The sequence below is a fragment of the Klebsiella sp. MPUS7 genome (assembly GCF_009905335.1).
GTDB lineage: Bacteria > Pseudomonadota > Gammaproteobacteria > Enterobacterales > Enterobacteriaceae > Klebsiella > Klebsiella grimontii.
Genome location: NZ_CP047604.1, coordinates 1,412,947 through 1,437,694 on the forward strand (window position 1 = coordinate 1,412,947; position 24,748 = coordinate 1,437,694).

Sequence of the window (24,748 nt, forward strand, 5' to 3'; positions counted from 1 at the left end):
TGCTCTCCGGCCATGGATGAACTGCGTCACCTGACGGCGCAGATGGCGCGCGAAGGTATTCGTCGTCTGCTGGTTCTCAGCGGCGACGATGCCTGGACCCTGCGTCAGGCGCAAACAGTACGTACTGAGCTGGCCGCAGACGGACTGTGGGTCGGTCCGCGGCCGATGCCTGAACCATACGCCTCGCCTGCTGCCCTGAAATCGCTACTGGGCCGCGAATTTCAGCACGCCTTTTTCGATGCCCGCGAGGGTTTTGACGTCGCGGCGTTTGCCGCGTTAGCCGGTACGCTGCGCGCCGGGAGCTGGCTGGTATTACTCACGCCCGACTTCGCGCAATGGCCGGCTCGTCCTGATGCGGATTCTCTGCGCTGGAGCGACGCTCCCGACCCCATCTCCACGCCGAATTTTGTTTATCGTTTTTGCCAACAGAGTAGTGCGGATAACGCGTCCATTCTCTGGCGGCAGGGCGAGGAGTGCGTAGCGCCGGCGTTTGCCGCGCGTCCGCGATGGCGTCCCGCCGATGGTCATCCGCTGGCGGAGCAGGCCGCCGTGCTTGCCGAACTGTCCGGTTCCCCTCCTGGTATTGCGGCGCTGACCGCCGAACGCGGACGAGGAAAGTCCGCTCTTGCGGGAATGCTTATTCGCCAGTTGGCAGGCGATGCCATCGTCACGGCACCGGCGCGCGCGGCGACGGAGGTCATGGCGGCTTTCGCCGGTGAGGCTTTCCGCTTTATGGCCCCCGACGCATTGCTGGCTTCCGACTGCACCGCCGGATGGCTGATTGTTGACGAGGCCGCCGCTATCCCCGGGCCGCTGCTGCGCCAGCTTGTCTCCCGCTTCCCAAGGACGCTATTGACCACCACCGTGCAGGGGTACGAAGGGACCGGGCGCGGCTTTTTGCTTAAGTTTTGCGCCAGCTTTGCGCATCTGCGGCAGTTTAGCCTGACGGCGCCCATCCGTTGGGCGAGCGGCTGTCCGCTGGAGGCGGCGATTGCGCGGCTGCTGCTGTTCAACGACGAGACCTTTCAGCACGCGCCAGGCGGCGATATCGCGCTGGAAAGCGTCAGCCAGCAGAGCTGGCGGCGACAGCCTGCGTTACCAGAAGCGATGTATCAGCTGCTCTCCGGCGCCCACTATCGCACGTCGCCGCTGGATCTGCGGCGCATGATGGATGCGCCGGGGCAGCATTTTACCTGCGCCCGCAGCGGCAACCGCATCGCCGGGGCGCTGTGGCTGGTGGAGGAGGGCGGTCTTGAGCCATCTCTTAGCCAGGCGGTGTGGGCCGGCTACCGCCGTCCGCGCGGTAATCTGGTGGCGCAGTCGCTGGCGGCGCACGGCGGCAGCCCGCTAGCGGCCACGCTGACAGGGCTGCGTATCAGCCGTATTGCCGTGCATCCGGCTCGCCAGCGCGAAGGGCTGGGGCAGCGGCTGGTGGCCCAGGCGGCGTCGCAGGGTGCGGAGCGGGATTATCTGTCGGTGAGTTTCGGCTACACGCCTGAGCTGTGGCGCTTCTGGCAACGCTGCGGTTTTACGCTGGTGCGGCTGGGCACCCATCGGGAAGCCAGCAGCGGCTGTTATACCGCGATGGCGCTCTATCCTCTCAGCGAAGCGGGCCAGCGGCTGGCAAGCGAAGAGTCCGCGCGTCTGCTGCGCGATGAGTTCTGGCTGCGCGACTGGCGAGATGAGCCTTCGCCGTTGCCGGAGCGGAAAGCGACTATTCTTAGTGAAGAGGACTGGCTGGAAGTGGCGGGTTTTGCTTTTGCCCATCGTCCGCTGCTGACCTCGGCGGGTAGCCTCAATCGCCTGCTTATACGGGTGGATCTGCCGCTTCCGGCGCTGCGGGCCCGCCTGCAGCAGCAGGATGAGACCACGGTTTGCCGAACGCTAGGTTTATCCGGACGGAAAGCGCTTCTGGTCAGGCTGCGCGAAGAAGCGGCGCAGGCGCTATCAGGCGTGAATGCGGATCGTGCCAACGACCTGCGCCAGCAGGTTCAAATGCTGCAATTTTTTTAACTAACTCCTTCAGCTAAATGGCATGGTCATATTTCGCCTGCGGCGTAAACTTCCTTGCAGACATTAAGGAGACAGCCATGAAACACGATCATTTTATTGTTCAAAGTCCCGCGACACCTGCACAGCAACTGCTGCTGCTGTTTCATGGCGTCGGCGATAACCCGGTGGCAATGGGGCAAATCGGCAGCTGGTTTGCGCCGCTCTTTCCCGAAGCGCTGATCGTCAGCATCGGCGGCGCGGAGCCGTGCGGCCCGCCTCCGGGGCGCCAGTGGTTCTCCGTGCAGGGCGTCAGCGAAGAAAACCGCCAGCAGCGCGTGGATGCGATCATGCCGACCTTCATTGAAACGGTTCGCTACTGGCAACAGAAGAGCGGCGTCAGCCCGCAGGCGACGGCGCTGATCGGCTTCTCGCAGGGGGCGATTATGTCGCTGGAGAGCATTAAAGCCGAGCCGGGTTTGGCATCGCGGGTGATCGCCTTTAACGGCCGCTATGCGACGCTGCCGGAGACGGCGACGACCGCGACCACCGTGCACCTGATCCATGGCGGCGAAGATCGGGTGATCGATCTGGCGTGGGCGGTGGCGGGGCAGGAGGCGCTGCAGCAGGCCGGCGGTGACGTGACGCTGGATATTGTTGAAGATTTGGGGCACGCGATTGACGATCGCAGTATGCAGTTTGCCCTCGATCATCTGCGTTTTACCGTACCGAAGCACTATTTCGACGAAGCCCTCAGCGGTAGCACGCCAAAAGACAGCGATATTATTGAACTGCTGTAAATAAAAATCCCGGAGGCGATGCTGCGCATCTGTCCGGGCTACTGGACCTACAGACGGCAGTGAACTCGTAGCCCGGGCAAGGCGCGTCGAGCGCCGCCCCCGGGAAAAAGCGCGCAGGGGAACCGCACATTCCCGGAGGCGATGCTGCGCATCTGTCCGGGCTACCGGTCCCGCAGGCGGAAGCGTTGCGTGGACCGGGCGATGTCTTTGCTGCAATCTGAAATAAATTGCTTACTTCTTCTTCGACGGGTCGTTCTTCGGCCAGTCGTCGTCATCGTCCCACTTGTCGTTGAAGTCGCGATGCGGCGGCAGGTCCGGCTTATTGTTAAGGAATTTTTTGTGGTCAACGCGGGTCAGATCTTTAATCACGTTAATCATCACGCCCACCAAAAATACCAACACCAGAACCCACCAGTATTTCGTTAGCCAATCCATGCGCTTACCTCTTCTCTATTGATGCCGTCAGGCGACCAGCTGTTCCATGATGCGCTGGTACATCCGCGCTAGCAGCTGGAGGTCGGCGGCATTCACACACTCGTTTATTTTATGAATGGTGGCGTTCACTGGCCCCAGTTCAACCACCTGCGCCCCCATACGCGCGATAAAACGCCCATCGGAGGTGCCGCCGTTAGTCAGCAGCTGCGGTTTTATTTCATTATAGTGCTCAATGGCGTTAACCACCGCATCAACCAGCTTACCGCGGCTGGTCAGGAACGGCTGACCCGAGAGCCACCAGTCAACGCTGTAGCGCAGCGCGTATTTCTCCAGCAGCGCCATGACGCGCGCTTTAATCATTTCGTCGGTCAGCTCGGTACTAAAGCGGAAGTTGAACTGGACGAACATATCGCCGGGAATCACGTTGTTGCTGCCGGTCCCGGACTGCACGTTGGCGATTTGCATACTGGTCGGCGGAAAAAATTCGTTGCCCTTATCCCACTCGATAGTCACCAGCTCCGCCAGCATCGGCGCGGCGCGGTGAACCGGGTTATCGGCGAGGTGCGGATAGGCCACGTGCCCCTGCACGCCGTGAATGGTCAGGTTGCAGGTCAGCGAGCCGCGACGGCCGTTTTTCACCACATCGCCGACGACTTCGGTGCTTGAGGGTTCACCGACCAGGCAGTAGTCCAGACGCTCGTTGCGCGCCATCAGTGCTTCCACAACCTTAACGGTGCCGTTTTTGGCGCTGGCCTCTTCATCCGAGGTGATCAGAAAGGCCAGACGGCCTTTATGGTCCGGATACTGGGCGACAAAGCGCTCGGCGGCAACCACCATCGCCGCAAGCGAGCCTTTCATATCGGCCGCGCCGCGGCCAAACAGCATGCCGTCGCGAATAGTCGGCTCAAAAGGGGGGTTAATCCAGCGATCGGCATCGCCCGACGGGACGACATCGGTATGACCGGCGAACGCCAGCGTTTCCCCGCGCCCGCGCCAGGCCCAGAAGTTTTGGGTATCGCCGAAATCCATCGGTTCAACGGTAAAGCCAATCGCACGCAGACGTTCAATCATTAACGCCTGGCATCCCGCATCATCGGGGCTGAGGGAAGGGCGGCGAATAAGCTGCTGAGCCAGCTCAATGACCGGGCAAGACATAGACTACACCTCGTTAAACTGCTGATAACTTGATTCACTGAAACCCAGCAGCATAGGCTGACCGGGCGCGCAGAGCAATGGGCGTTTAATGATTGCCGGCATTTCCAGCATCAGTTTCGCCGCTGCGTCGGCGTTATTGATACCGGCGCGGACCGTTTCGTCCAGCTTGCGCCACGTTGTCCCTCGGGTGTTAAGCAGCGCTTCCCAGCCGAGTTCAGCGATAAAGGTGTCTAATAAACTGCGATCCAGACCGTCGACACGATAATCATGAAAACGATATTCTATCTGCTGGGCTTCCAGCCAGCGGCGGGCCTTTTTTATGGTGTCGCAGTTTTTTATCCCGTACATGGTGAGCATGATTAAACCTTTCCCGTTGAATTAAATGATTAGCTAAGATTCTTCCGAATATATAAGCCTTCAATAAATAATACGTGAATTGTTTTAATAAATATCATTTTTTCCCCCTGATATATATCCAGGTTTACACTCTGAACATTTTTTGCGCGCCGAACGGCGGCTACTGCTAGCGGCAGGGCGATCCTGGCACGATAGGCTGATGTGCAAATGTTGCTAAATGTTGCTGTTGGTCACATTAAATTGCTCAAATTAGGCTCATAGTACTTACGAATGAAAGGGGTATTCAGCAGGGGGGTAATGATAGTCATCAGAGCGATAGCGCAAACCATCTTTTAACCATCAATGAATTTGCATAAAATCACCCATAATAATAAGAGAGGCTATTATGATTGAACACGAACTGGGGAACTGGAAAGACTTTATCGAAGGCATGCTTCGTAAATAGTTTTCCGCAATAAAAGCATGGCGATTTCACAGGCAGAATAATAATGCAGTTGAAGCGACCACATGAAAAAGGCGACCTGTCCGGTCGCCTTTTCTGTTATTTGGCCCCGGCGAAAATATCGTCAGGGCGCGTCCCGATTATTGCGGCCGCTCCTTGAGCGGGAAGCGGCGGCGCACCAGCACGAAGAACAGCGGCACGAAGAAGATAGCCAGCACCGTGGCGGAGATCATCCCGCCCATTACCCCGGTGCCGACGGCATGCTGGCTGCCGGAGCCCGCCCCGGTACTGGTGGCCATTGGCAGTACGCCGAAGATAAACGCCAGCGAGGTCATCAGGATTGGCCGCAGACGCTGGCGGCAGGCGGAGAGCGTGGCGGTAAGCAGATCTTCGCCTTTCTGATTCAGTTCATTGGCAAATTCGACGATCAGAATGGCGTTTTTCGCCGACAGGCCGATTACCGTCAGCAGGCCCACCTGGAAATAAACATCGTTTTCCAGACCGCGCATCCAGGTCGCCAGCAGCGCGCCGATAACCCCCAGCGGCACCACCAGCATCACCGAGAACGGCACCGACCAGCTTTCGTACAGCGCCGCCAGGCACAGGAACACCACCAGTAGCGAGATGGCGTAAAGCGCTGGCGCCTGCGCCCCGGAGAGGCGTTCCTGATAGGACATCGCCGTCCATTCGAGGCCAAAGCCGTTCGGCAGCTGCTGGGACAGCTCCTCCATAAGCGTCATGGCGGTACCGGTACTGACGCCCGGCGCGGCTTCACCGACGATTTCTACCGCCGAGTAGCCGTTGTAGCGCTCCAGACGCGGTGAACCGGTCTCCCAGCGCGAGGTGGCGAAGGCGGAGAAGGGCACCATCGTGCCGCTGCTGTTGCGTACGTACCACAGATTGATATCGTCCGGCAGCATGCGATACGGCGCCGCCGCCTGAACGTAGACCTTCTTCACGCGGCCGCGGTCCATAAAATCGTTGACGTAGCTTGATCCCCACGCGGTCTGCAGCGTGTCGTTGATATCGTCAATAGAGACGCCCAGCGCCTGCGCTTTACGCTGATCGATATCCACCTGCAGCTGCGGGCTATCGTCGAGGCCGTTGTGGCGCACGCGGGTGAGCTGGTTATTTTTAGCGGCCAGCTCCAGCAGGGTATCGCGGGCGGCCATCAGCGCTTCGTGCCCGTTGCCGGCGTGATCCTCCAGTTCCATATCGAAACCGGCGGAGCTGCCCAGACCGCTGATGGCCGGCGGGCTGCTGGCAAAGACGCGCGCTTCTTTAATTTTGTTAAACGCTTTGGTTGCGCGTTCGATGATGGCGAAAGAGGAGCCGGTGGTGGGATCGCGTTGGTCCCAGTCTTTCAGGCGTACGAACATACGCGCCACGTTCTGACCGTTGCCGCCGGGGCCGGAACCGATGGTCGCGAACACCGATTCAACATTTTGCTTCTCATTGTTCAGGAAGTAGTCTTCCGCCTGCTGCACCACCTTCAGGGTTTGCTGCTGGGTCGAACCGCTTGGCAACTGCACCGAGGTGGTAAACATGCCGCGGTCTTCCAGCGGCAGGAACGACGTAGGCAGATGCAGAAACAGAAAGACCATTCCGCCCAGCAGCAGGACGTAGATCATTATCCAGCGTAGCGAACGATGAAGAATTTTGCCGACCGCGGTTTCGTAGCGGCTGGCGTTACGGTTAAAGGTGCGGTTAAACCAGCCGAAGAAGCCCCGCTGTCCGTGGGTTTCGCCTTTGTGAACCGGTTTTAACAGCGTGGCGCACAGCGCTGGCGTCAGGATCATCGCCACCAGAACCGACAGCACCATCGCCGAGACAATGGTAATCGAGAACTGGCGGTAGATCGCGCCGGTGGTGCCGCCGAAGAAGGCCATCGGCACAAATACCGCCGATAGCACCATGGCGATACCGACCAGCGCGCCCTGGATCTGACCCATGGATTTTCGCGTCGCTTCCCGCGGCGAGAGGCCCTCCTCGCTCATGATACGCTCGACGTTCTCCACCACTACGATGGCATCGTCCACCAGCAGGCCTATCGCCAGCACCACCGCGAACATGGTTAAAGTGTTAATGCTGTAGCCGCAGGCGTAGAGGACGGCAAAGGTCCCCATCAGCACTACCGGAACGGCGATGGTCGGGATCAGCGTGGCGCGGAAATTTTGCAGGAACAGATACATCACGAGGAACACCAGCGCGATGGCCTCAAGCAGCGTTTTCACCACGTCGGTAATCGATGCCTTCACGAATGAGGTAGTTTCGTAAGCGACTTTATATTCCAGGCCGTGCGGGAAGTACTGGGAGAGTTCGTTCAGGCGGTCGATCACGCGTTCGGCGGTCGCCATTTCGTTTGCGCCAGAGGCCAGCTTAACCCCCAGCCCGGACGCCGCCTGGCGGTTGTAGCGGCTGAGGTAATCGTATTTTTCCGCTCCCATCTCGACGGTGGCGACGTCACCGAGGGTGACCTCCGAACCGTCCTGATTAACCCGCAGGGTAATATCACGGAACTGTTCCGGCGTTTGTAACAGCGATTGTGAATTAATCGTCGCGTTGAGCGCCTGTTTGTCCACCGATGGCGTGCCGCCCAACTGGCCGACGGCGATCTGCGCGTTCTGCGAAGAGATGGCATCGGTGACGTCTTTTGCCGTCATTTGAAAGCTGTTGAGCTTGGCCGGATCGAGCCAGATGCGCATCGAATACTGGGAACCATAAGCGTCAATGTCGCCGACGCCATTCACCCGGCTGAGCGGGTCCTGAATATTACTGGCGACGTAGTCGGCGATATCCTGTTTATCCATGCTGCCGTCGGTGGAGACGAAGGCGATCGTCAGGATATTGGTATCCCCGGTTTTGCGTACCGTTACGCCCTGGTTCTGGACGGCCTGTGGGAGCTTACGCATCGCCGATTGCAGCTGGTTCTGCACCTGCTGGACGGCTTCATCCGGGTCGGTTCCGGCGGTAAAGCTCAGCGTCACGGTGGCCTGTCCGGTGCCGCTGCTCTGGGATGACATATACATCAGGTTGTCGAGGCCGGTCATATTCTGCTCGATAACCTGAGTGACGGTATTTTCCAGCGTCTGTGCCGAAGCGCCGGGATAGTTTGCTGTGATCCGCACGTTGGGTGGGGCAAGTTCAGGATATTGCTCAACGGGAAGCGACAAAATTGCGAGGGTACCGGTCAGGCATAAAAGGATTGCCAGAACCCACGCAAAAATGGGGCGATCGATAAAAAAATTCGCCATCAGAATTAGGACCTCATTTTGCACATTTTTTTGTTATTGCACAGCCTGTGACACTCTAGCGGCAAGCCCTCAGGCAATCGTGGAGAAAATAAGGAGATAGTGTAATTTATCGTGTGCCTTTTATGGCAGCGTAAAGAACTCTCCTTCTATCTCTATCAGCGCCTGCTTCTCTGCGCGCCGCCGCAAACGTGACCATTATTACTTAGCTAAATAAAACGTAATTTCATTTAAGTCAAAAAAATTGATCCACCTCGGGTTATTACCAAAAAATCGGCAACCTGTGCAAATGCACATTGTTCCGGCACCGTTTTGTCGGGTAATAGATAGTCATGCGAATTGAGGGGTTATTCACCACGAAGACTGAAGGATGTCATGAACCACTTTATTTTAAGCGATAGTCATAAATGCATCGGATGCAAGGCTTGTGAGGTTGCCTGCGTCATGGCGCATAACGATGAGCAGCATGTATTGACCCCGCAGCGTTTTCTGCCGCGTATTACGGTTATCAAGCGCGAGCAAAAACGTAACGCCGTAACCTGTCACCATTGTGAAGGGGCACCGTGCGCCCGCAGTTGTCCGAATGGCGCTATCAGCCAGTTTAACGACAGCGTCCTGGTGAATCAGGAGAAATGTATCGGCTGTAAATCCTGTATGGTTGCCTGCCCGTTTGGCGTGATGCAGATCGTCCTGACGCCGGTAGAGGAGGGCAGAGTCAAAGCGACGGCGCATAAATGCGATTTGTGCGATGGTCGCGAAGAGGGGCCCGCCTGCGTGCAAAACTGTCCGGCCGAGGCGCTGCAGCTGGCGACGGACAGCACGCTGCTGAATCTGGCGAAGCAGCGGCGTCAGCGCGCGGCGCGTCTGGGTCATCCCGGCGCGGCGGTATTGGCGTGTTCCGCCGGAAAAGTCGCGCAGATGGCCGCGACGCCGCCGCGCGGCGAGCCCGACAAGCTATCCGCCGAGACCCGTAAGGCGAACTTTGACGAAATTTATCTGCCATTCAGCGCTGGTCAGGCCAACCGCGAGGCGGAACGCTGCCTGAAGTGCGGCGAGCACAGCATTTGTGAATGGACCTGCCCGCTGCATAACCACATCCCCCAGTGGATCGAGCGCGTAAAAGAAGGGGATATCTCCGCCGCCGTTGAGCTCTCTCACCAGACTAACTGCCTGCCGGAAATTACCGGCCGCGTCTGCCCGCAGGATCGCCTGTGCGAAGGGGCCTGCACGCTGCGCGATGAGCATGGTTCGGTGACCATCGGCAATATTGAACGCTATATCTCCGACCAGGCGCTGGCCAACGGCTGGCGGCCGGATCTTTCTCAGGTCGTTGAAAGCGGCAAGCGGGTGGCGATTATCGGCGCGGGTCCTGCCGGGCTTGCCTGCGCCGACCGGCTGGTGCGCAATGGCGTGAGTCCGGTGGTCTTTGACCGCCATCCGGAAATCGGCGGCCTGCTGACCTTTGGTATTCCGGCCTTTAAGCTGGATAAATCTCTGCTGGCCCGGCGGCGGGAAATCTTTACCCAGATGGGCGTGCGCTTTGAGCTGAACTGTGAGATAGGCAAAGATATCCCGCTGACGACGCTGCTTGATGACTATGACGCGGTATTTATTGGCGCCGGAACCTATCGCTCGATGAAAGCGGATCTGCCGAATGAAGACGCGCCCGGCGTATATGACGCGCTGCCGTTCCTGATCGCTAACACCAAACAGGTGATGGGGCTGCTGGAGCTGCCGGAAGAGCCTTACGTCAACACCGAAGGGCTGAACGTTGTGGTGCTCGGCGGCGGCGATACGGCGATGGACTGCGTGCGCACCGCGCTGCGCCACGGCGCGAAGCAGGTGACCTGCGCCTATCGTCGCGATGAAGCCAACATGCCCGGTTCGAAGAAAGAGGTGAAAAACGCGCGCGAAGAGGGGGCGCAGTTTGAATTTAACGTCCAACCGGTGACCCTGGAGCTGAACGAAGAGGGGCACGTCAACGGCGTACGCTTTCTGCGCACCCGGCTGGGCGCGCCTGACGCTCAGGGGCGCCGCAGCCCGTCGCCGATCCCCGGAAGCGAGTTTGTCATGCCCGCCGACGCGGTGATCATGGCCTTCGGTTTCCATCCGCACGGTATGCCGTGGCTGGAATCCGTCGGCGTTAAGCTCGACAGCCGCGGGCGGATTAAAGCCAATGTGGAAAGCCGCTATTGCTATCAGACCACCCATCGTAAAGTGTTTGCCGGCGGCGATGCGGTGCGCGGCGCCGATCTGGTGGTGACCGCCATGGCGGAAGGCCGCCACGCGGCGCAGGGGATCATGGATTTCCTCGGCGTTAAATCGATTCCGCTTCACTGACGACAAAGCGGGTTCCGCAGCGTAGTATGATATCGTTATTTCACGCTGTGGGGCCCGTATGTCACTCAATATCAACGTTATCAAAGATAAAATCCTCTCCGAAAACTGGTTCGTTCTGCGCAACATGACCTATGAACTGACGCGCAGCGACGGCAGCGTGGTTCGCCATAGACGCGAAGTCTACGATCGCGGCAACGGCGCTACCATCTTGCTGTATAACCGCCATAAGCAGACCGTCGTGCTGGTTCGCCAGTTCCGCATCGCGACCTGGATAAACGGCAACGAAGACGGGATGCTGATCGAAACCTGCGCCGGGCTGCTGGACAGCGACGAGCCGGAGGAGTGCGTGCGTAAAGAAGCCATTGAAGAGACCGGCTTCGAAGTCGGTGAAGTGCGCAAACTGTTTGAACTGTTTATGTCGCCCGGCGGCGTCACCGAGCTTATCTATTTCTTTATTGCCGAATATGACGATACTCAGCGGGCCAACGATGGCGGCGGCGTTGATGATGAAGATATTGAGGTGCTGGAGCTCCCTTATCATCGGGCGCTGGAGATGATGGCGAACGGGGAGATCCGCGATGGCAAAGCGGTGATCCTGCTGCAGTATTTGCAAACCTCCGGGCTGATGAACGGGGATCTCTGATAAATCCGATTGAGTAAAACCTCGCCGCTGGTGAACATAGCCGCTGTGTATGGCGTTTTCTCCGGGGTTGTGCCGCTCATGTTGCATCGGGTTATTTTATTTCTGCTTTTCGGTTTACTGCCGACGTCGCTGGTGCGGGCGGCGCCGGCGCAACAGCTCTTCAATGACTGGCAGGTAACCTGCAACAATCAGAACTTCTGCGTGGCCCGCAACGTCGGGCTGCATCACGGCCTGGTCATGACCCTCACCCGCAGCGCCGGGGCGGCCACCAGCGCCAGCCTGCGTATTGAGCTCGGCGGCGTGGGCAACCCGGTCGCGGCGCTGGCGCCCATTGCGCCGCGCCTTCGCCTCGATGGTAAACCCCTGTCCCTGGGCGATAAACATTGGCAGATCGCCGACAAACTGCTTAAAACCGACGATAGCGTCACCATTGATGCTTTCCTGCAGCAGGTGCAGGACGCGCAGACGATGACGCTTGAAAATGGCCTACAGAGTATCTCTCTACAGGGGCTGAAAGCCGCTCTGCTGTTTATCGATAACCGGCAAAAGCGCGTGGGGAGCGAAACCGCGTGGGTGGGGAAGGGGGAAGAGCCGCCGCTCAGCGTTCCGCCTGCGCCGGCGCTGCGGTCGGTAGCGAGAATCGACGTCGTGCAATCGCCCCTCAGCCGCGATGAACTTAACGATTTAATGGATTACGGCAACGAGCGCATGAACAGCAGCGCCTGTTCGCTGGATCCGTTTCGCCGCGAGGTGCGGGTTGCCGCGCTAACCGACGATAAGGTTTTGCTGATGACCAGCTGCGAAGCGGGCGCCTACAACACGATTTGGCTGGCCTGGCTGGTGTCGCGTCAGCAACCGTATATTGCTCATCCGCTACGGCTCACGCTGCCTTTCCAGCCGCCCGGCGATGTGCCGCGTGACGTCGAGCTGGTGAACGCCCGCTACGACGATCGACGCCAGGAGCTGGTGACGCTGGATAAAGGGCGCGCGCCCGGCGACTGCGGGACGCAAACGCGCTGGCGCTATGACGGCCAGCGCTTTAGCCTGGTACGCTACGCGCAGCAGCCGCAGTGTGATAACTGGCAGGGGCCAGACGCCTGGCCCACGCTATGGGTTACCCGTTCTGTACCTCGTCCCCTACGCTGACGATATGCTCAACGGTAAAGCCGAAGTAAGGAAAGAGCTTATCGGCCGGGGCCGATTCACCGTAGCCGGTCATGCCGACAATTTTTCCTTTTAGTCCCACATATTTATACCAGTAGTCGGCGATCCCGGCCTCCACGGCGACGCGGGCGCTGACGTCCGATGGCAGCACGGACTCCCGATAGGCTTCATCCTGGGCATCAAACACGTCGGTCGATGGCAGGGAGACTACGCGCACGTTCACCCCTTTGGCCAGCAGCTTCTCCGCGGCCAGAACGGTGATCTCGACCTCTGAACCGGTGGCTATCAGGATCAGGTCCGGCTTGCCGCCGGCGTCCTTCAGTACGTAGCCGCCGCGGGCGATATTCTGTACCTGCTCCGGCGTGCGCGCCATCTGGGTCAGATTTTGCCGGGAGAGGATCAGCGCCGTCGGCCCGCTATGACGCTCTACCGCCAGTTTCCACGCCACCGCGGCCTCGACCTGATCGCACGGTCGCCAGGTGCTGAAGTTTGGCGTCAGGCGCAGGCTGGCCAGCTGTTCTACCGCCTGGTGCGTCGGGCCGTCTTCGCCGAGACCGATGGAGTCGTGGGTATAGACCATTATTTGCCGCGCTTTCATCAGTGCCGCCATACGCGCCGCGTTGCGGGCATATTCGACGAACATCAGGAAGGTGGCGGTATAAGATACAAACCCGCCGTGGTGGGCGATGCCGTTGGCGATGGCCGTCATCCCGAATTCACGTACGCCGTAGTGAATATAGTTACCCGCCGGATCGTCTTTCAGCGAAGTCGAACCTTTCCAGATGGTCAGGTTACTCGGCGCGAGATCCGCGGAGCCGCCCAACAGTTCCGGTAGATGTGGGCCGTAGGCATCGAGGGCATTTTGCGAAGCCTTACGAGTGGCGATTTTCGCCGGATTGGCCTGCAGTTCAGCGATATATTTCCGCGTCGTTTCATCCCACGACTCAGGCAGTCCGCCGCTCATACGCCGCGTAAACTCCGCTGCCAGCTGAGGATGGGCCTGCTGATAGGCGGCAAACTTCTCCTCCCAGCTTTTCTGCGCTTTTTGTCCCTTTTCACGCGCGTCCCAGGCCCGGTAAATCTCTTTTGGGATCTCAAACGCCGGGTGATGCCAGCCCAACTGCTGGCGCGCCAGCGCTACTTCCTGTTCTCCCAGCGCGGCGCCGTGAGCCTCTTCTTTGCCGGCTTTATTCGGTGAACCAAAGCCTATCACCGTACGGCAGATAATTAGCGAGGGTTTGTCCTTCACGCTCTGGGCTTCCAGAATCGCTTTCTTCACGGCTTCGGGATCGTGGCCGTCAATTTCATGCACCACATGCCAGTGATAGGCCTCAAAGCGTTTTGCCGTGTCATCGGTAAACCAGCCTTTGGTTTCGCCATCAATGGAAATGCCGTTGTGGTCGTAGAAGCCGATAAGCTTGCCCAGTCCTAGCGTACCCGCCAGAGAGCAGACTTCGTGAGAAATCCCCTCCATCAGACAGCCATCGCCCATAAACACGTAGGTAAAGTGGTCGACGATCTCATGGTCTGGCTGATTAAACTGCGCCGCCAGCGTGCGCTCGGCGATAGCCAGCCCCACCGCGTTCGCCAGCCCTTGCCCCAGCGGCCCGGTGGTGGTTTCAACCCCCGGGGTATAGCCGATTTCCGGGTGGCCCGGCGTTTTGGAATGCAGCTGACGGAAGTTTTTTATCTCTTCGATGGGCAAATCATAGCCCGTCAGATGCAGCAGGCTGTAGAGCAGCATCGACGCGTGGCCGTTGGAGAGAATAAAGCGGTCGCGATCGTACCATTGCGGGTTTTCAGGATTGTGCTTAAGGAAATCGTTCCACAGCACCTCTGCGATATCGGCCATGCCCATCGGCGCGCCGGGGTGGCCGGAGTTGGCTTTCTGGACTGCATCCATACTCAGGGCGCGGATGGCGTTAGCGAGTTCTCTACGGGACATAATGTGCTCCTGAAACAATAGGTTGTATGAGTTTTTATTGGTTTAGGATAGAGAGGATGATGAGTTGCATAACTAAAAAGCATAGCAGACGGGGCTATCATTGCTTCTGAAACTAAGTTACATAAACATTATAAATCGATAACAAATATAACTTTGTTATGGCGAGAGTTTGGCGGTGTTCAAAGTTTACGAAGCCGTCAGGCGAGATACTAGGTGACCCTTTAGGGTGAACACCAGGTAGGCCATTACGCTTCACCCCCTACGATCGATACGTGAAAGGAACGATAAAATGGATGAGCAGTTAAAACAAAGCGCCCTTGATTTCCACGAATTCCCGGTCCCCGGAAAAATCCAGGTCTCCCCGACAAAACCGCTGGCTACCCAACGCGATCTGGCCCTGGCCTACTCGCCGGGCGTTGCCGCGCCCTGTCTGGAAATCGAGAAGGACCCGCTGGCAGCCTATAAATATACCGCGCGCGGCAACCTCGTCGCGGTGGTCTCCAACGGCACGGCCGTACTGGGGCTGGGCAATATCGGCGCGCTGGCCGGTAAGCCGGTGATGGAAGGCAAAGGCGTTCTGTTTAAAAAGTTCGCCGGCATCGATGTGTTCGATATTGAAGTCGATGAGCTGGACCCGGACAAATTTATCAACGTCGTTGCGGCGCTGGAGCCGACCTTCGGCGGTATCAACCTCGAAGATATCAAAGCGCCGGAGTGCTTCTACATCGAGCAAAAGCTGCGCGAGCGCATGAATATTCCGGTCTTCCATGACGATCAGCACGGGACGGCGATTATCAGTACCGCGGCGATTCTCAACGGGCTGCGGGTGGTGGAGAAAAACATTTCCGACGTGCGGATGGTGGTCTCCGGCGCGGGCGCGGCGGCGATCGCCTGTATGAACCTGCTGGTGGCGCTGGGAATGCAGAAACACAACATTGTGGTCTGCGACTCGAAAGGCGTTATCTATAAGGGCCGTGAGCCGAATATGGCGGAGACGAAGGCGGCCTATGCGGTAGAAGACAGCGGCAAACGCACGCTGGATGACGTGATTGACGGGGCGGACATTTTCCTTGGCTGCTCAGGCCCGAAAGTGCTGACTCCGGAGATGGTGAAAAAAATGGCCCGCGCGCCGATGATTCTGGCGCTGGCCAACCCGGAGCCGGAGATTCTGCCGCCGCTGGCGAAGGAGGTACGCTCCGACGCCATTATCTGTACCGGACGTTCTGACTATCCGAACCAGGTAAACAACGTTCTGTGCTTCCCGTTCATCTTCCGCGGGGCGCTGGACGTCGGCGCAACGGCGATTAACGAAGAGATGAAGCTGGCGGCAGTACACGCGATTGCCGAGCTGGCGCACGCCGAACAGAGCGAAGTGGTGGCCTCTGCCTACGGCGATCAGGACCTGAGCTTCGGCGCAGAATATATCATTCCGAAACCGTTCGACCCGCGGCTGATCGTTAAGATCGCCCCGGCAGTGGCGAAAGCGGCGATGGACTCCGGCGTGGCGACCCGCCCGATCGCCGATTTTGACGCCTACATCGAGAAGCTCAGCGAGTTCGTCTACAAAACGAACCTGTTTATGAAGCCGATTTTCTCTCAGGCGCGTAAAGAGCCGAAGCGGGTAGTGCTGGCGGAAGGGGAAGATTCCCGCGTCCTGCACGCGACCCAGGAACTGGTCTCTCTTGGGCTGGCGAAACCGATTTTAATCGGTCGCCCGGGCGTCATTGAGATGCGAATCCAGAAGCTAGGGCTGCAGATTAAAGCCGGGGTTGACTTTGAGATCGTGAATAACGAATCCGACCCGCGCTTTAAAGAGTACTGGAACGAATATTACAGCCTGATGAAGCGCCGCGGGATCACTCAGGAGCAGGCGCAGCGGGCGGTGATCAGCAATACCACGGTGATCGGCGCGATCATGGTGCAGCGCGGCGAAGCCGATGCGATGATCTGCGGCACCATCGGTGACTATCACGAGCATTACAGCGTCATACAGCCGCTGTTCGGCTACCGCGAAGGGGTTCATGCGGCCGGGGCGATGAACGCGCTGCTGCTGCCGAGCGGCAATACCTTTATCGCCGACACCTATGTCAATCACGATCCGTCGCCGGAGCAAATTGCCGAAATCACCCTGATGGCGGCGGAAACCGTTCGTCGTTTCGGTATTGAACCGCGGGTGGCGCTGCTGTCGCACTCGAACTTTGGCTCCTCGGACTGCCCGTCCGCCAGCAAAATGCGCCAGGCGCTGGAGCTGGTGAAGGCGCAGGCGCCGGAGCTGATGATCGATGGCGAAATGCACGGTGATGCCGCGCTGGTGGAAAGCATTCGTAATGAGCGGATGCCGGATAGCCCGCTGAAAGGCTCGGCTAATATTCTGGTGATGCCGAATATGGAAGCGGCGCGTATTAGTTACAACTTACTTCGCGTCTCCAGCTCCGAAGGCGTCACCGTCGGACCGGTGCTGATGGGCGTCGCGAAGCCGGTGCATATTCTGACGCCAATTGCTTCGGTACGGCGTATCGTAAATATGGTCGCGCTGGCCGTTGTCGAAGCGCAAACTCAGCCACTGTAATTTTCATTTAATTATTTCAGGCGCGGGAATTCTCCCGCGCTTTTTTATTTCTGTTTATAAGTGATCTATCTCACCTTTCAAATCAACTTGCCGAATTTTGTTATTTACTCCCGCGGAAACTTGTCACGATAAGCGCAAGTTTTAGCGGAGCGGTGAGCCATGGATAAAGAACGCATCATTCAGGAATTTGTACCCGGTAAGCAGGTGACGCTGGCGCATCTGATCGCGCATCCGGGGGCAGAACTGGCGAAAAAGATCGGCGTTCCCGAATCTGGCGCTATCGGCATTATGACCTTAACCCCTGGAGAAACCGCGATGATCGCCGGTGATTTAGCGATGAAGGCCGCCGATGTGCATATCGGTTTTCTCGACCGGTTTAGCGGCGCGCTGGTGATCTACGGCTCGGTCGGCGCGGTAGAAGAGGCGCTGCTACAGACGGTAAGCGGGCTCGGTCGATTATTAAATTATACCCTCTGCGAGTTAACCAAAAGCTAATTAGGTGCGGCGATGAAACGTATTGCATTTGTCGGTACGGTGGGCGCGGGAAAAACAACGCTATTTAATGCGCTGCAGGGAAATTATTCCCTCGCGAGAAAAACGCAGGCCGTGGAATTTAATGAAGAAGGCGATATCGACACCCCGGGAGAATATTTCAGCCATCCGCGCTGGTACCACGCATTAATTACCACGCTGCAGGATGTCGATACGCTGATTTATGTCCACGCGGCCAACGATACCGAAAGTCGCTTACCCGCTGGGCTACTGGATATTGGCGCGAATAAACGACACATCGCCGCGATTAGCAAAACGGACGTGCCGGACGCCGACGTCGCCGCGGTGCGGCAACTGCTGTACGAGATGGGGTTTCAGGAACCGATTTTCGAACTCAACGGTCACGATCCGCAAAGCGTAAAGCATCTGGTGAATTACCTGAGTGAGCTCAGCCAAAAGGAGGAAGGGGCAGGTGAAGAAACTTATCACAGCTAACGATATTCGTGCGGCCCACGCACGAGGCGAAGCGGAAATATCGGTTGTGCTGCGCGCCAGCATCATCACCCCGGAAGCCCGCGAAGTCGCGGAGCTGCTGGGCGTCGCCATCCGGGAGTGCGATGAATCTGCGCCAGAGCCGGCGGCACCGGCGGCAGAGGATAAAACCGAAAGCCAGCGCATTCGCGAAACCATTATCGCGCAGCTGCCGGAAGGGCAGTTTACCGAAAGCCTGGTGGCGCAGCTAATGGAAAAAGTGATGAAGGAGAAGCAGTCGCTGGGGATGGACGCGATGCAGCCCAGCTTTAAGGCGGTTACCGGTAAAGGCGGCGTGAAGGTTATTGACGGCGGCAGCGTGAAGTTCGGCGGCTTCGACGGCGCGGAGCCGCACCGGGTCGGCCTGACGGATTTAATTACCGAGCAGGACGGCAGCAGCATGGCCGCCGGGTTTATGCAGTGGGAAAACGCCTTTTTCCCGTGGACGCTGAACTATGACGAGGTCGATATGGTGCTGGAGGGCGAACTCCACGTGCGCCATGAAGGCGAAACCATGGTGGCCAAAGCCGGAGACGTGATGTTTATCCCGAAAGGCTCCAGCATTGAATTCGGCACGCCGTCGACGGTGCGCTTCCTGTACGTCGCCTGGCCTGCGAACTGGCAATCGCTATGAAAGATTTCATCACCGAAGCCTGGCTCAGAGCGAATCATACGCTCAGCGAAGGGGCAGAAATTCATCTGCCCGCCGACGCCCGCCTGACGCCATCGGCCCGGGAGCTGCTGGAAAGCCGCCGTCTGCGCATCAAGTTTATCGACGAGCAGGGCAGCCTGTTCGTTGATGACGACGCGCAGCAGCCGCAGCCGGTACACGGTTTGACCAGCAGCGACACGCACCCGCAGGCCTGTTGCGAACTGTGCCGCCAGCCGGTGAAGAAAAAGCCGGACACCCTGACCCACCTGACGGCGGAAAAAATGGTCGCCAAAAGCGACCCGCGGCTGGGCTTTCGCGCCGCCCTCGACGCCACTATCGCCCTGGCAGTCTGGCTGCAAATCGAACTGGCGGAGCCCTGGCAGCCGTGGCTGGCGGATATCCGCTCGCGCCTCGGCAACATTATGCGCGCCGACGCCCTGGATGAACCGCTGGCGGCGCAGTCCATCGTCGGGCTGAACGAGGATGCGCTGCACCGGCTTTCCCACCAGCCGCTGCGCTATCTCGACCACGATCATCTGGTGCCGGAAGCCAGCCACGGCCGCGATGCCGCGCTGCTCAATCTGCTGCGCTGCAAAATTCGTGAAACGGAAACGGTCGCCGCGCAGGTCTTTATTACCCGCAGTTTTGAGGTATTGCGCCCGGACCTTCTGCAGGCGCTGAACCGCCTCTCCAGCACCGTCTACGTGATGATGATTTTAAGCGTGGCGAAACATCCGCTGACCGTCAGCCAAATCCAACAGCGTCTGGGAGGGGAGCAATGATTATTGAACGCGCCCGTCAGCTCGCTTTGCGTTCACCCGCCCGGGTGGTGTTTGCGGACGCGCTGGATATTCGCGTCCTCAAAGCGGCGCACTACCTCCAGCAGCAGGGGCTGGCAAAGCCGATTTTGATCGCCAGCCCTTTTGCCCTGCGCCAGTTCGCCCTCAACCATCGCCTGCCGATGGACGGTATGCAGATCGTCGACCCGCTCAGCAACCGGCAAATACGCGCAGCGTTTGCCCGGCGCTGGCTGGACCGCGCCGGGCAAAAAACGCCGCCGGACGCCGAGGAAAAACTCAACGACCCGCTGATGTTCGCCGCCGCCATGGTCGGCGCCGGTCAGGCCGACGTGTGTATTGCCGGCAATCTCTCCTCGACGGCGAACGTGCTGCGTGCCGGATTACGCATTATTGGCCTTCAGCCTGGCTGCAAAACGCTGTCGTCGATTTTTCTGATGCTTCCGCAGTACGCCGGACCGGCATTAGGGTTCGCCGACTGCAGCGTGGTGCCGCAGCCGACGGCGGCGCAGCTGGCGGATATCGCCATCGCCAGCGCGGAAACATGGCAGGCCATCACCGGCGAAGAGCCGCGCGTGGCGATGCTGTCGTTTTCCAGCAACGGCAGCGCCCGTCATCCCAACGTCGCCAACGTACAGCAGGCCACCGGGATCGTACGCCAGCGCGCCCCGCAGCTGATGGTTGATGGCGAACTGCAGTTTGACGCCGCCTTCGTTCCGGAGGTCGCCGCGCAAAAAGCGCCCGCCAGTCCGCTACAGGGCCGGGCCAACGTGATGGTTTTTCCCTCGCTGGAGGCGGGCAACATTGGCTACAAAATCGCCCAGCGCCTGGGCGGCTACCGCGCGGTCGGGCCGCTGATTCAGGGACTTGCCGCGCCGCTTCACGACCTCTCCCGAGGCTGTAGCGTGCAGGAAATTATCGAACTGGCGTTAGTGGCAGCGGTGCCGCGCCAGACTGACGCGAGCCGGGTAAACCGCTCGCAAACACGGGTTGTATAAACGGTCCCGTTCTGGACCCCATGAGAGGAAAACACAATGGAAGCATTAGGAATGATTGAAACCCGGGGCCTGGTTGCGCTGATTGAGGCCTCTGACGCGATGGTAAAAGCCGCGCGCGTGAAGCTGGTTGGCGTGAAGCAGATTGGCGGCGGTCTGGTGACCGCGATGGTGCGCGGCGATGTGGCGGCGTGCAAAGCGGCGACGGATGCGGGTGCCGCGGCGGCGCAGCGCATTGGCGAGCTGGTCTCAGTGCACGTTATTCCGCGCCCGCATGGCGATCTGGAAGAGGTGTTCCCCATCAGTTTCAAAGGCGACAGCAACATTTGACTCACGGCCGGATAAGCCGCGCAAGCGCCGCTATCCGGCATTAACGCGCGCTATTGCCTGATGGCGCTGCGCTTATCAGGCCTACGACTCACCACGTAATCCAGGGAGGCGGGTATGAAACTGGCAGTCGTCACGGGACACATTGTCTGCACCGTCCGCCATCAGGGGCTGGCGCACGACAAGCTGCTGATGGTGGAGATGATTGATGCCGCAGGGAAGCCTGACGGGCAGTGCGCCGTCGCCACCGATAGCATCGGCGCGGGGGCTGGGGAATGGGTACTGCTGGTGAGCGGCAGCTCGGCGCGACAGGCGCACCGCAGCGAGGCGTCTCCTGTCGATTTGTGCGTCATCGGTATCGTCGATGAAGCGGTGGCCGGCGGTCAGGTGATTTTCCATAAATAGGACTGAACATCATGAATCAACAGGATATTGAACAGGTGGTGAAAGCGGTACTGCTGAAAATGACGGACAGCAGCAAGCCGGACAGCACCGTTCATGAAATGGGCGTCTTCGCCTCCCTTGATGACGCCGTCGCGGCAGCAAAAGTGGCTCAGCAGGGGCTGAAAAGCGTGGCGATGCGTCAGCTGGCGATTCACGCCATTCGCGAGGCGGGCGAAAAATACGCCAGGGAATTAGCGGAGCTGGCGGTGAGCGAAACCGGCATGGGCCGGGTGGAGGATAAATTTGCCAAAAACGTGGCGCAGGCGCGTGGTACGCCGGGCGTGGAGTGCCTCTCTCCGCAGGTGCTGACCGGCGATAACGGCCTGACGCTGATTGAAAACGCGCCGTGGGGCGTGGTGGCCTCGGTCACCCCATCCACCAACCCGGCGGCGACGGTGATTAATAACGCCATCAGCCTGATTGCCGCGGGCAACAGCGTGGTGTTCGCCCCGCATCCGGCGGCGAAAAAGGTCTCTCAGCGGGCGATTATGCTGCTCAACCAGGCGGTGATTGCCGCGGGCGGCCCGGCCAATCTGCTGGTCACCGTGGCGAACCCGGATATTGAAACGGCCCAGCGGCTGTTTAAGTACCCCGGCATTGGTCTGCTGGTGGTCACCGGCGGCGAAGCCGTGGTGGAGTCCGCGCGAAAACATACCAATAAACGTCTGATCGCCGCCGGGGCCGGTAACCCGCCGGTGGTGGTCGACGAAACCGCCGACCTGGCGCGCGCCGCGCAGTCCATCGTCAAAGGCGCCTCGTTTGATAACAACATCATCTGCGCCGACGAAAAGGTGCTGATTGTTGTCGATAGCGTTGCCGACGAATTGATGCGCCTGATGGAAGGCCAGCAGGCGGTGAAGCTCACCGCCGCTCAGGCCGAGCAGCTTCAGCCGGTGCTGCTCAAAAATATCGACGAGCGCGGCAAAGGCACCGTCAGCCGCGACTGGGTTGGCCGCGACGCCGGCAAGATTGCCGCAGCCATCGGCCTGAACGTTCCGCCGCAGACGCGTCTGCTGTTCGTTGAAACCCCGGCCAGCCATCCGTTTGCCGTCACCGAACTGATGATGCCGGTGCTCCCGGTGGTACGGGTGGCCAACGTCGACGAAGCCATCGCGCTGGCGGTTCAGCTGGAAGGCGGCTGCCACCATACGGCGGCGATGCACTCGCGCAATATCGACAACATGAACCAGATGGCGAACGCCATTGATACCAGCATTTTCGTCAAAAACGGGCCGTGCATCGCCGGACTCGGCCTGGGCGGGGAGGGCTGGACCACCATGACCATCACCACGCCAACCGGGGAGGGGGTGACCAGCGCGCGCACCTTTGTCCGTCTGCGCCGCTGCGTGCTGGTAGACGCCTTCCGAATTGTATAAGGGATGACCGATGGCACACGACGAACAACGTTGGCTCACGCCCCGGCTGCAAAAAGCGGCGGTCCTGTGTAACCAGACGCCTGCGCTCAGCGGTTCGCCGCTGTGGCTGGGCGTGGATTTAGGCACCTGCGATGTGGTGTCGATGGTGGTCGACGGCGACGGGCAGCCGGTTGCGGTGTGCCTCGACTGGGCGGACGTGGTGCGCGACGGCATCGTCTGGGATTTCTTCGGCGCCGTCACCATCGTGCGCCGCCATCTCGACGCGCTGGAACGGCAGCTTGGCTGCCGCTTCACTCATGCGGCGACCTCATTTCCGCCGGGCACCGACCCGCGTATTTCGATCAACGTGCTGGAGTCCGCAGGGTTAGAGGTGAGTCACGTACTCGATGAACCGACCGCGGTGGCGGACCTGCTGCAGCTCGATAACGCCGGCGTGGTGGATATCGGCGGCGGCACCACCGGGATCGCCATCGTGAAGCGCGGCAAGGTGACCTACTCCGCCGATGAAGCGACCGGCGGCCACCATATCTCCTTGACCCTTGCCGGTAACCGCCGCATCCCGCTGGAAGAGGCGGAGCAGTACAAGCGCAGCAACGCGCAGGAGATTTGGCCGGTGGTGAAGCCGGTGTACGAAAAGATGGCGGAGATCGTCGCTCGTCATATTGACGGTCAGGGAATAGCCGATTTGTGGCTGGCGGGCGGCTCCTGCATGCAGCCGGGCGTGGATGCGCTGTTTCGTAAGCGCTTCCCGGAATTACAGGTGCATTTACCGCAGCACAGCCTGTTTATGACCCCGCTGGCGATAGCCAGCAGCGGGAGAGAGAAAGCGGAGGGAATCAATGCAAGCTGAACTGCAGACGGCGCTCTTTCAGGCATTCGACACCCTGAATTTGCAGCGGGTGAAAACCTTCAGCGTGCCGCCGGTGACGCTGTGCGGCCTCGGCGCGCTCAGCGCCTGTGGCCAGGAAGCGCAAGCGCGAGGCGTAAACCATCTGTTTGTGATGGTCGACAGCTTCCTGCATCAGGCGGGACTGACCGCGGGGCTTGCGCGCAGCCTGGCGGTGAAAGGCGTGGCCATGACCGTCTGGCCCTGTCCGCCAGGGGAGCCGTGCGTTACCGACGTCTGCGCGGCAGTGGCGCAGCTGCGCGAAGCGAAGTGCGACGGCGTGGTGGCCTTTGGCGGCGGTTCGGTGCTGGACGCGGCGAAAGCGGTGGCGCTGTTGGTCACCAACCCAGAGCAGACGCTAAGTGAGATGACGGAAAGCAGCGTACTGCGCCCGCGTCTGCCGCTGATTGCGGTGCCGACCACCGCCGGAACCGGCTCAGAAACCACCAACGTGACGGTGATCATTGATGCGGTCAGCGGGCGCAAGCAGGTGCTGGCCCACGCCTCGCTCATGCCGGACGTGGCGATTCTCGACGCCGCCCTGACCGAAGGCGTTCCGCCCCAGGTGACGGCGATGACCGGGATAGACGCGCTGACCCACGCCGTTGAGGCGTACAGCGCGCTCAACGCGACGCCCTTCACCGATAGTCTGGCGCTTGGCGCGATAGCGATGATCGGCCAGGCGCTGCCGAAAGCCGTGGGTTACGGCCACGACCTCGGCGCCCGCGAAAGTATGCTGCTGGCTTCCTGCATGGCGGGAATGGCTTTTTCCAGCGCCGGTCTGGGCTTATGCCATGCGATGGCGCATCAGCCCGGCGCGGCGCTGCATATTCCACACGGGCAGGCTAACGCCATGCTGCTGCCAACGGTGATGGCGTTTAACCGCATGGTATGCCGCGAGCGGTTCAGGCAAATCGGCCGGGCGCTCATCGCTAAAAAAACCGATGACCACGAGGCAATCGCCGCCGTTGAGGCGCTGATCGCTGAAGTCGGCCTGAGCAAACGACTCTCTGATGCCGGGGCGAAGCCCGAACATTTCAGCGCATGGGCGCAGGCGGCGCAGGAAGACATTTGTCTGCGCGCCAATCCACGCACCGCCACCCGGGAGCAGATTATCGATCTGTACGCGGCGGCGCACTAATGCGGCCTTAACACCGG

The 24,748-nt window shown here is 59.6% G+C and carries 21 protein-coding genes and 1 pseudogene; 17 read left to right on the plus strand and 5 right to left on the minus strand.

All coding sequences use genetic code 11. The features are described 5' to 3' along the window. The first annotated feature begins 12 nt into the window (after nucleotides 1-12). Nucleotides 13-2,013, plus strand: a complete 2,001-nt coding sequence (locus GUC22_RS06740) for a tRNA(Met) cytidine acetyltransferase TmcA (protein WP_160183436.1) — start codon at nucleotides 13-15, stop codon at nucleotides 2,011-2,013. Between the two features lie 77 nt (nucleotides 2,014-2,090). Further along, complete coding sequence (ypfH, locus tag GUC22_RS06745) at nucleotides 2,091-2,789, plus strand: esterase (protein ID WP_004136522.1); 699 nt, start codon at nucleotides 2,091-2,093, stop codon at nucleotides 2,787-2,789. A 231-nt stretch (nucleotides 2,790-3,020) separates the two neighbouring features. Here the strand turns inward: ypfH and GUC22_RS06750 are convergent, their stop codons facing one another. Genes GUC22_RS06750 through GUC22_RS06760 form a run of 3 tightly spaced genes read right to left on the minus strand, consistent with a single transcriptional unit; the run spans nucleotide 3,021 to nucleotide 4,736 of the window. Beyond that, nucleotides 3,021-3,224, minus strand: a complete 204-nt coding sequence (locus GUC22_RS06750; RefSeq protein WP_004123464.1) for a YpfN family protein — start codon at nucleotides 3,222-3,224, stop codon at nucleotides 3,021-3,023. Between the two features lie 27 nt (nucleotides 3,225-3,251). Beyond that, nucleotides 3,252-4,379, minus strand: coding sequence for a succinyl-diaminopimelate desuccinylase (gene dapE / locus GUC22_RS06755; RefSeq protein WP_049130685.1), 1,128 nt, complete (start codon nucleotides 4,377-4,379; stop codon nucleotides 3,252-3,254). Between the two features lie 3 nt (nucleotides 4,380-4,382). Next, the gene (locus GUC22_RS06760) at nucleotides 4,383-4,736 is read right to left on the minus strand and encodes an ArsC family reductase (protein ID WP_004136525.1); all 354 of its coding nucleotides are present in this window, start codon (nucleotides 4,734-4,736) and stop codon (nucleotides 4,383-4,385) included. A gap of 385 nt (nucleotides 4,737-5,121) precedes the next feature. Here GUC22_RS06760 and ypfM point away from each other — a divergent pair, with 385 nt between their 5' ends. Beyond that, nucleotides 5,122-5,181, plus strand: coding sequence for a protein YpfM (gene ypfM / locus GUC22_RS06765; protein ID WP_100181659.1), 60 nt, complete (start codon nucleotides 5,122-5,124; stop codon nucleotides 5,179-5,181). A 137-nt stretch (nucleotides 5,182-5,318) separates the two neighbouring features. On the opposite strand, the gene acrD is transcribed toward ypfM, so the two are convergent. Continuing rightward, on the minus strand, nucleotides 5,319-8,432 hold the full coding sequence (gene acrD, locus GUC22_RS06770; RefSeq protein ID WP_160183437.1) for a multidrug efflux RND transporter permease AcrD: 3,114 nt from the start codon (nucleotides 8,430-8,432) through the stop codon (nucleotides 5,319-5,321). A gap of 372 nt (nucleotides 8,433-8,804) precedes the next feature. Here acrD and aegA point away from each other — a divergent pair, with 372 nt between their 5' ends. From aegA to GUC22_RS06785, 3 genes and pseudogenes are all read left to right on the plus strand, one after another. After that, nucleotides 8,805-10,769 carry a formate-dependent uric acid utilization protein AegA gene (gene aegA, locus GUC22_RS06775; RefSeq protein WP_160183438.1) on the plus strand — a complete coding sequence of 655 codons (1,965 nt, stop codon included), beginning with the start codon at nucleotides 8,805-8,807 and terminating at the stop codon, nucleotides 10,767-10,769. Nucleotides 10,770-10,827: 58 nt separating this feature from the next. Beyond that, nucleotides 10,828-11,425: pseudogene (gene nudK, locus GUC22_RS06780) on the plus strand (GDP-mannose pyrophosphatase NudK). Between the two features lie 65 nt (nucleotides 11,426-11,490). Further along, nucleotides 11,491-12,558, plus strand: a complete 1,068-nt coding sequence (locus GUC22_RS06785) for a DUF1176 domain-containing protein (RefSeq protein WP_154929679.1) — start codon at nucleotides 11,491-11,493, stop codon at nucleotides 12,556-12,558. Here GUC22_RS06785 and tkt read toward each other — a convergent pair. Then, nucleotides 12,527-14,521 (minus strand): transketolase, encoded by a 1,995-nt coding sequence (tkt, locus tag GUC22_RS06790; protein ID WP_160183439.1) that lies wholly within the window; start codon nucleotides 14,519-14,521, stop codon nucleotides 12,527-12,529. The two genes, GUC22_RS06785 and tkt, sit on opposite strands and share 32 nt — an antisense overlap. A gap of 289 nt (nucleotides 14,522-14,810) precedes the next feature. Between tkt and maeB the strand changes: the two genes are divergently transcribed. The 11 genes from maeB (at nucleotide 14,811) to eutG (ending at nucleotide 24,731) form a co-directional block, all read left to right on the plus strand. After that, nucleotides 14,811-17,090, plus strand: a complete 2,280-nt coding sequence (maeB, locus tag GUC22_RS06795; RefSeq protein ID WP_004136534.1) for an NADP-dependent oxaloacetate-decarboxylating malate dehydrogenase — start codon at nucleotides 14,811-14,813, stop codon at nucleotides 17,088-17,090. 159 nt (nucleotides 17,091-17,249) lie between these two features. Next, nucleotides 17,250-17,585 (plus strand): ethanolamine utilization microcompartment protein EutS, encoded by a 336-nt coding sequence (gene eutS / locus GUC22_RS06800; protein WP_004123425.1) that lies wholly within the window; start codon nucleotides 17,250-17,252, stop codon nucleotides 17,583-17,585. A 12-nt stretch (nucleotides 17,586-17,597) separates the two neighbouring features. Further along, on the plus strand, nucleotides 17,598-18,077 hold the full coding sequence (eutP, locus tag GUC22_RS06805; protein WP_024359325.1) for an ethanolamine utilization acetate kinase EutP: 480 nt from the start codon (nucleotides 17,598-17,600) through the stop codon (nucleotides 18,075-18,077). Then, on the plus strand, nucleotides 18,055-18,747 hold the full coding sequence (gene eutQ / locus GUC22_RS06810; protein WP_154925463.1) for an ethanolamine utilization acetate kinase EutQ: 693 nt from the start codon (nucleotides 18,055-18,057) through the stop codon (nucleotides 18,745-18,747). Before eutP ends, eutQ begins: the two co-directional genes overlap by 23 nt. Then, on the plus strand, nucleotides 18,744-19,547 hold the full coding sequence (eutT, locus tag GUC22_RS06815; protein WP_024359323.1) for an ethanolamine utilization cob(I)yrinic acid a,c-diamide adenosyltransferase EutT: 804 nt from the start codon (nucleotides 18,744-18,746) through the stop codon (nucleotides 19,545-19,547). Before eutQ ends, eutT begins: the two co-directional genes overlap by 4 nt. Further along, complete coding sequence (gene pta / locus GUC22_RS06820; protein ID WP_160183440.1) at nucleotides 19,544-20,560, plus strand: phosphate acetyltransferase; 1,017 nt, start codon at nucleotides 19,544-19,546, stop codon at nucleotides 20,558-20,560. Before eutT ends, pta begins: the two co-directional genes overlap by 4 nt. Before the next feature lie 36 nt (nucleotides 20,561-20,596). Continuing rightward, complete coding sequence (gene eutM / locus GUC22_RS06825) at nucleotides 20,597-20,887, plus strand: ethanolamine utilization microcompartment protein EutM (RefSeq protein ID WP_000387720.1); 291 nt, start codon at nucleotides 20,597-20,599, stop codon at nucleotides 20,885-20,887. Between the two features lie 114 nt (nucleotides 20,888-21,001). Continuing rightward, nucleotides 21,002-21,289, plus strand: coding sequence for an ethanolamine utilization microcompartment protein EutN (gene eutN / locus GUC22_RS06830; RefSeq protein ID WP_004123418.1), 288 nt, complete (start codon nucleotides 21,002-21,004; stop codon nucleotides 21,287-21,289). An 11-nt stretch (nucleotides 21,290-21,300) separates the two neighbouring features. After that, nucleotides 21,301-22,704, plus strand: a complete 1,404-nt coding sequence (locus GUC22_RS06835) for an aldehyde dehydrogenase family protein (RefSeq protein WP_049088214.1) — start codon at nucleotides 21,301-21,303, stop codon at nucleotides 22,702-22,704. 10 nt (nucleotides 22,705-22,714) lie between these two features. Next, nucleotides 22,715-23,554 (plus strand): ethanolamine utilization protein EutJ, encoded by an 840-nt coding sequence (eutJ, locus tag GUC22_RS06840; protein ID WP_024359320.1) that lies wholly within the window; start codon nucleotides 22,715-22,717, stop codon nucleotides 23,552-23,554. After that, the gene (gene eutG / locus GUC22_RS06845; RefSeq protein ID WP_049088212.1) at nucleotides 23,544-24,731 is read left to right on the plus strand and encodes an ethanolamine utilization ethanol dehydrogenase EutG; all 1,188 of its coding nucleotides are present in this window, start codon (nucleotides 23,544-23,546) and stop codon (nucleotides 24,729-24,731) included. The genes eutJ and eutG overlap by 11 nt, the downstream gene beginning before the upstream one ends. Nucleotides 24,732-24,748: the final 17 nt, after the last annotated feature.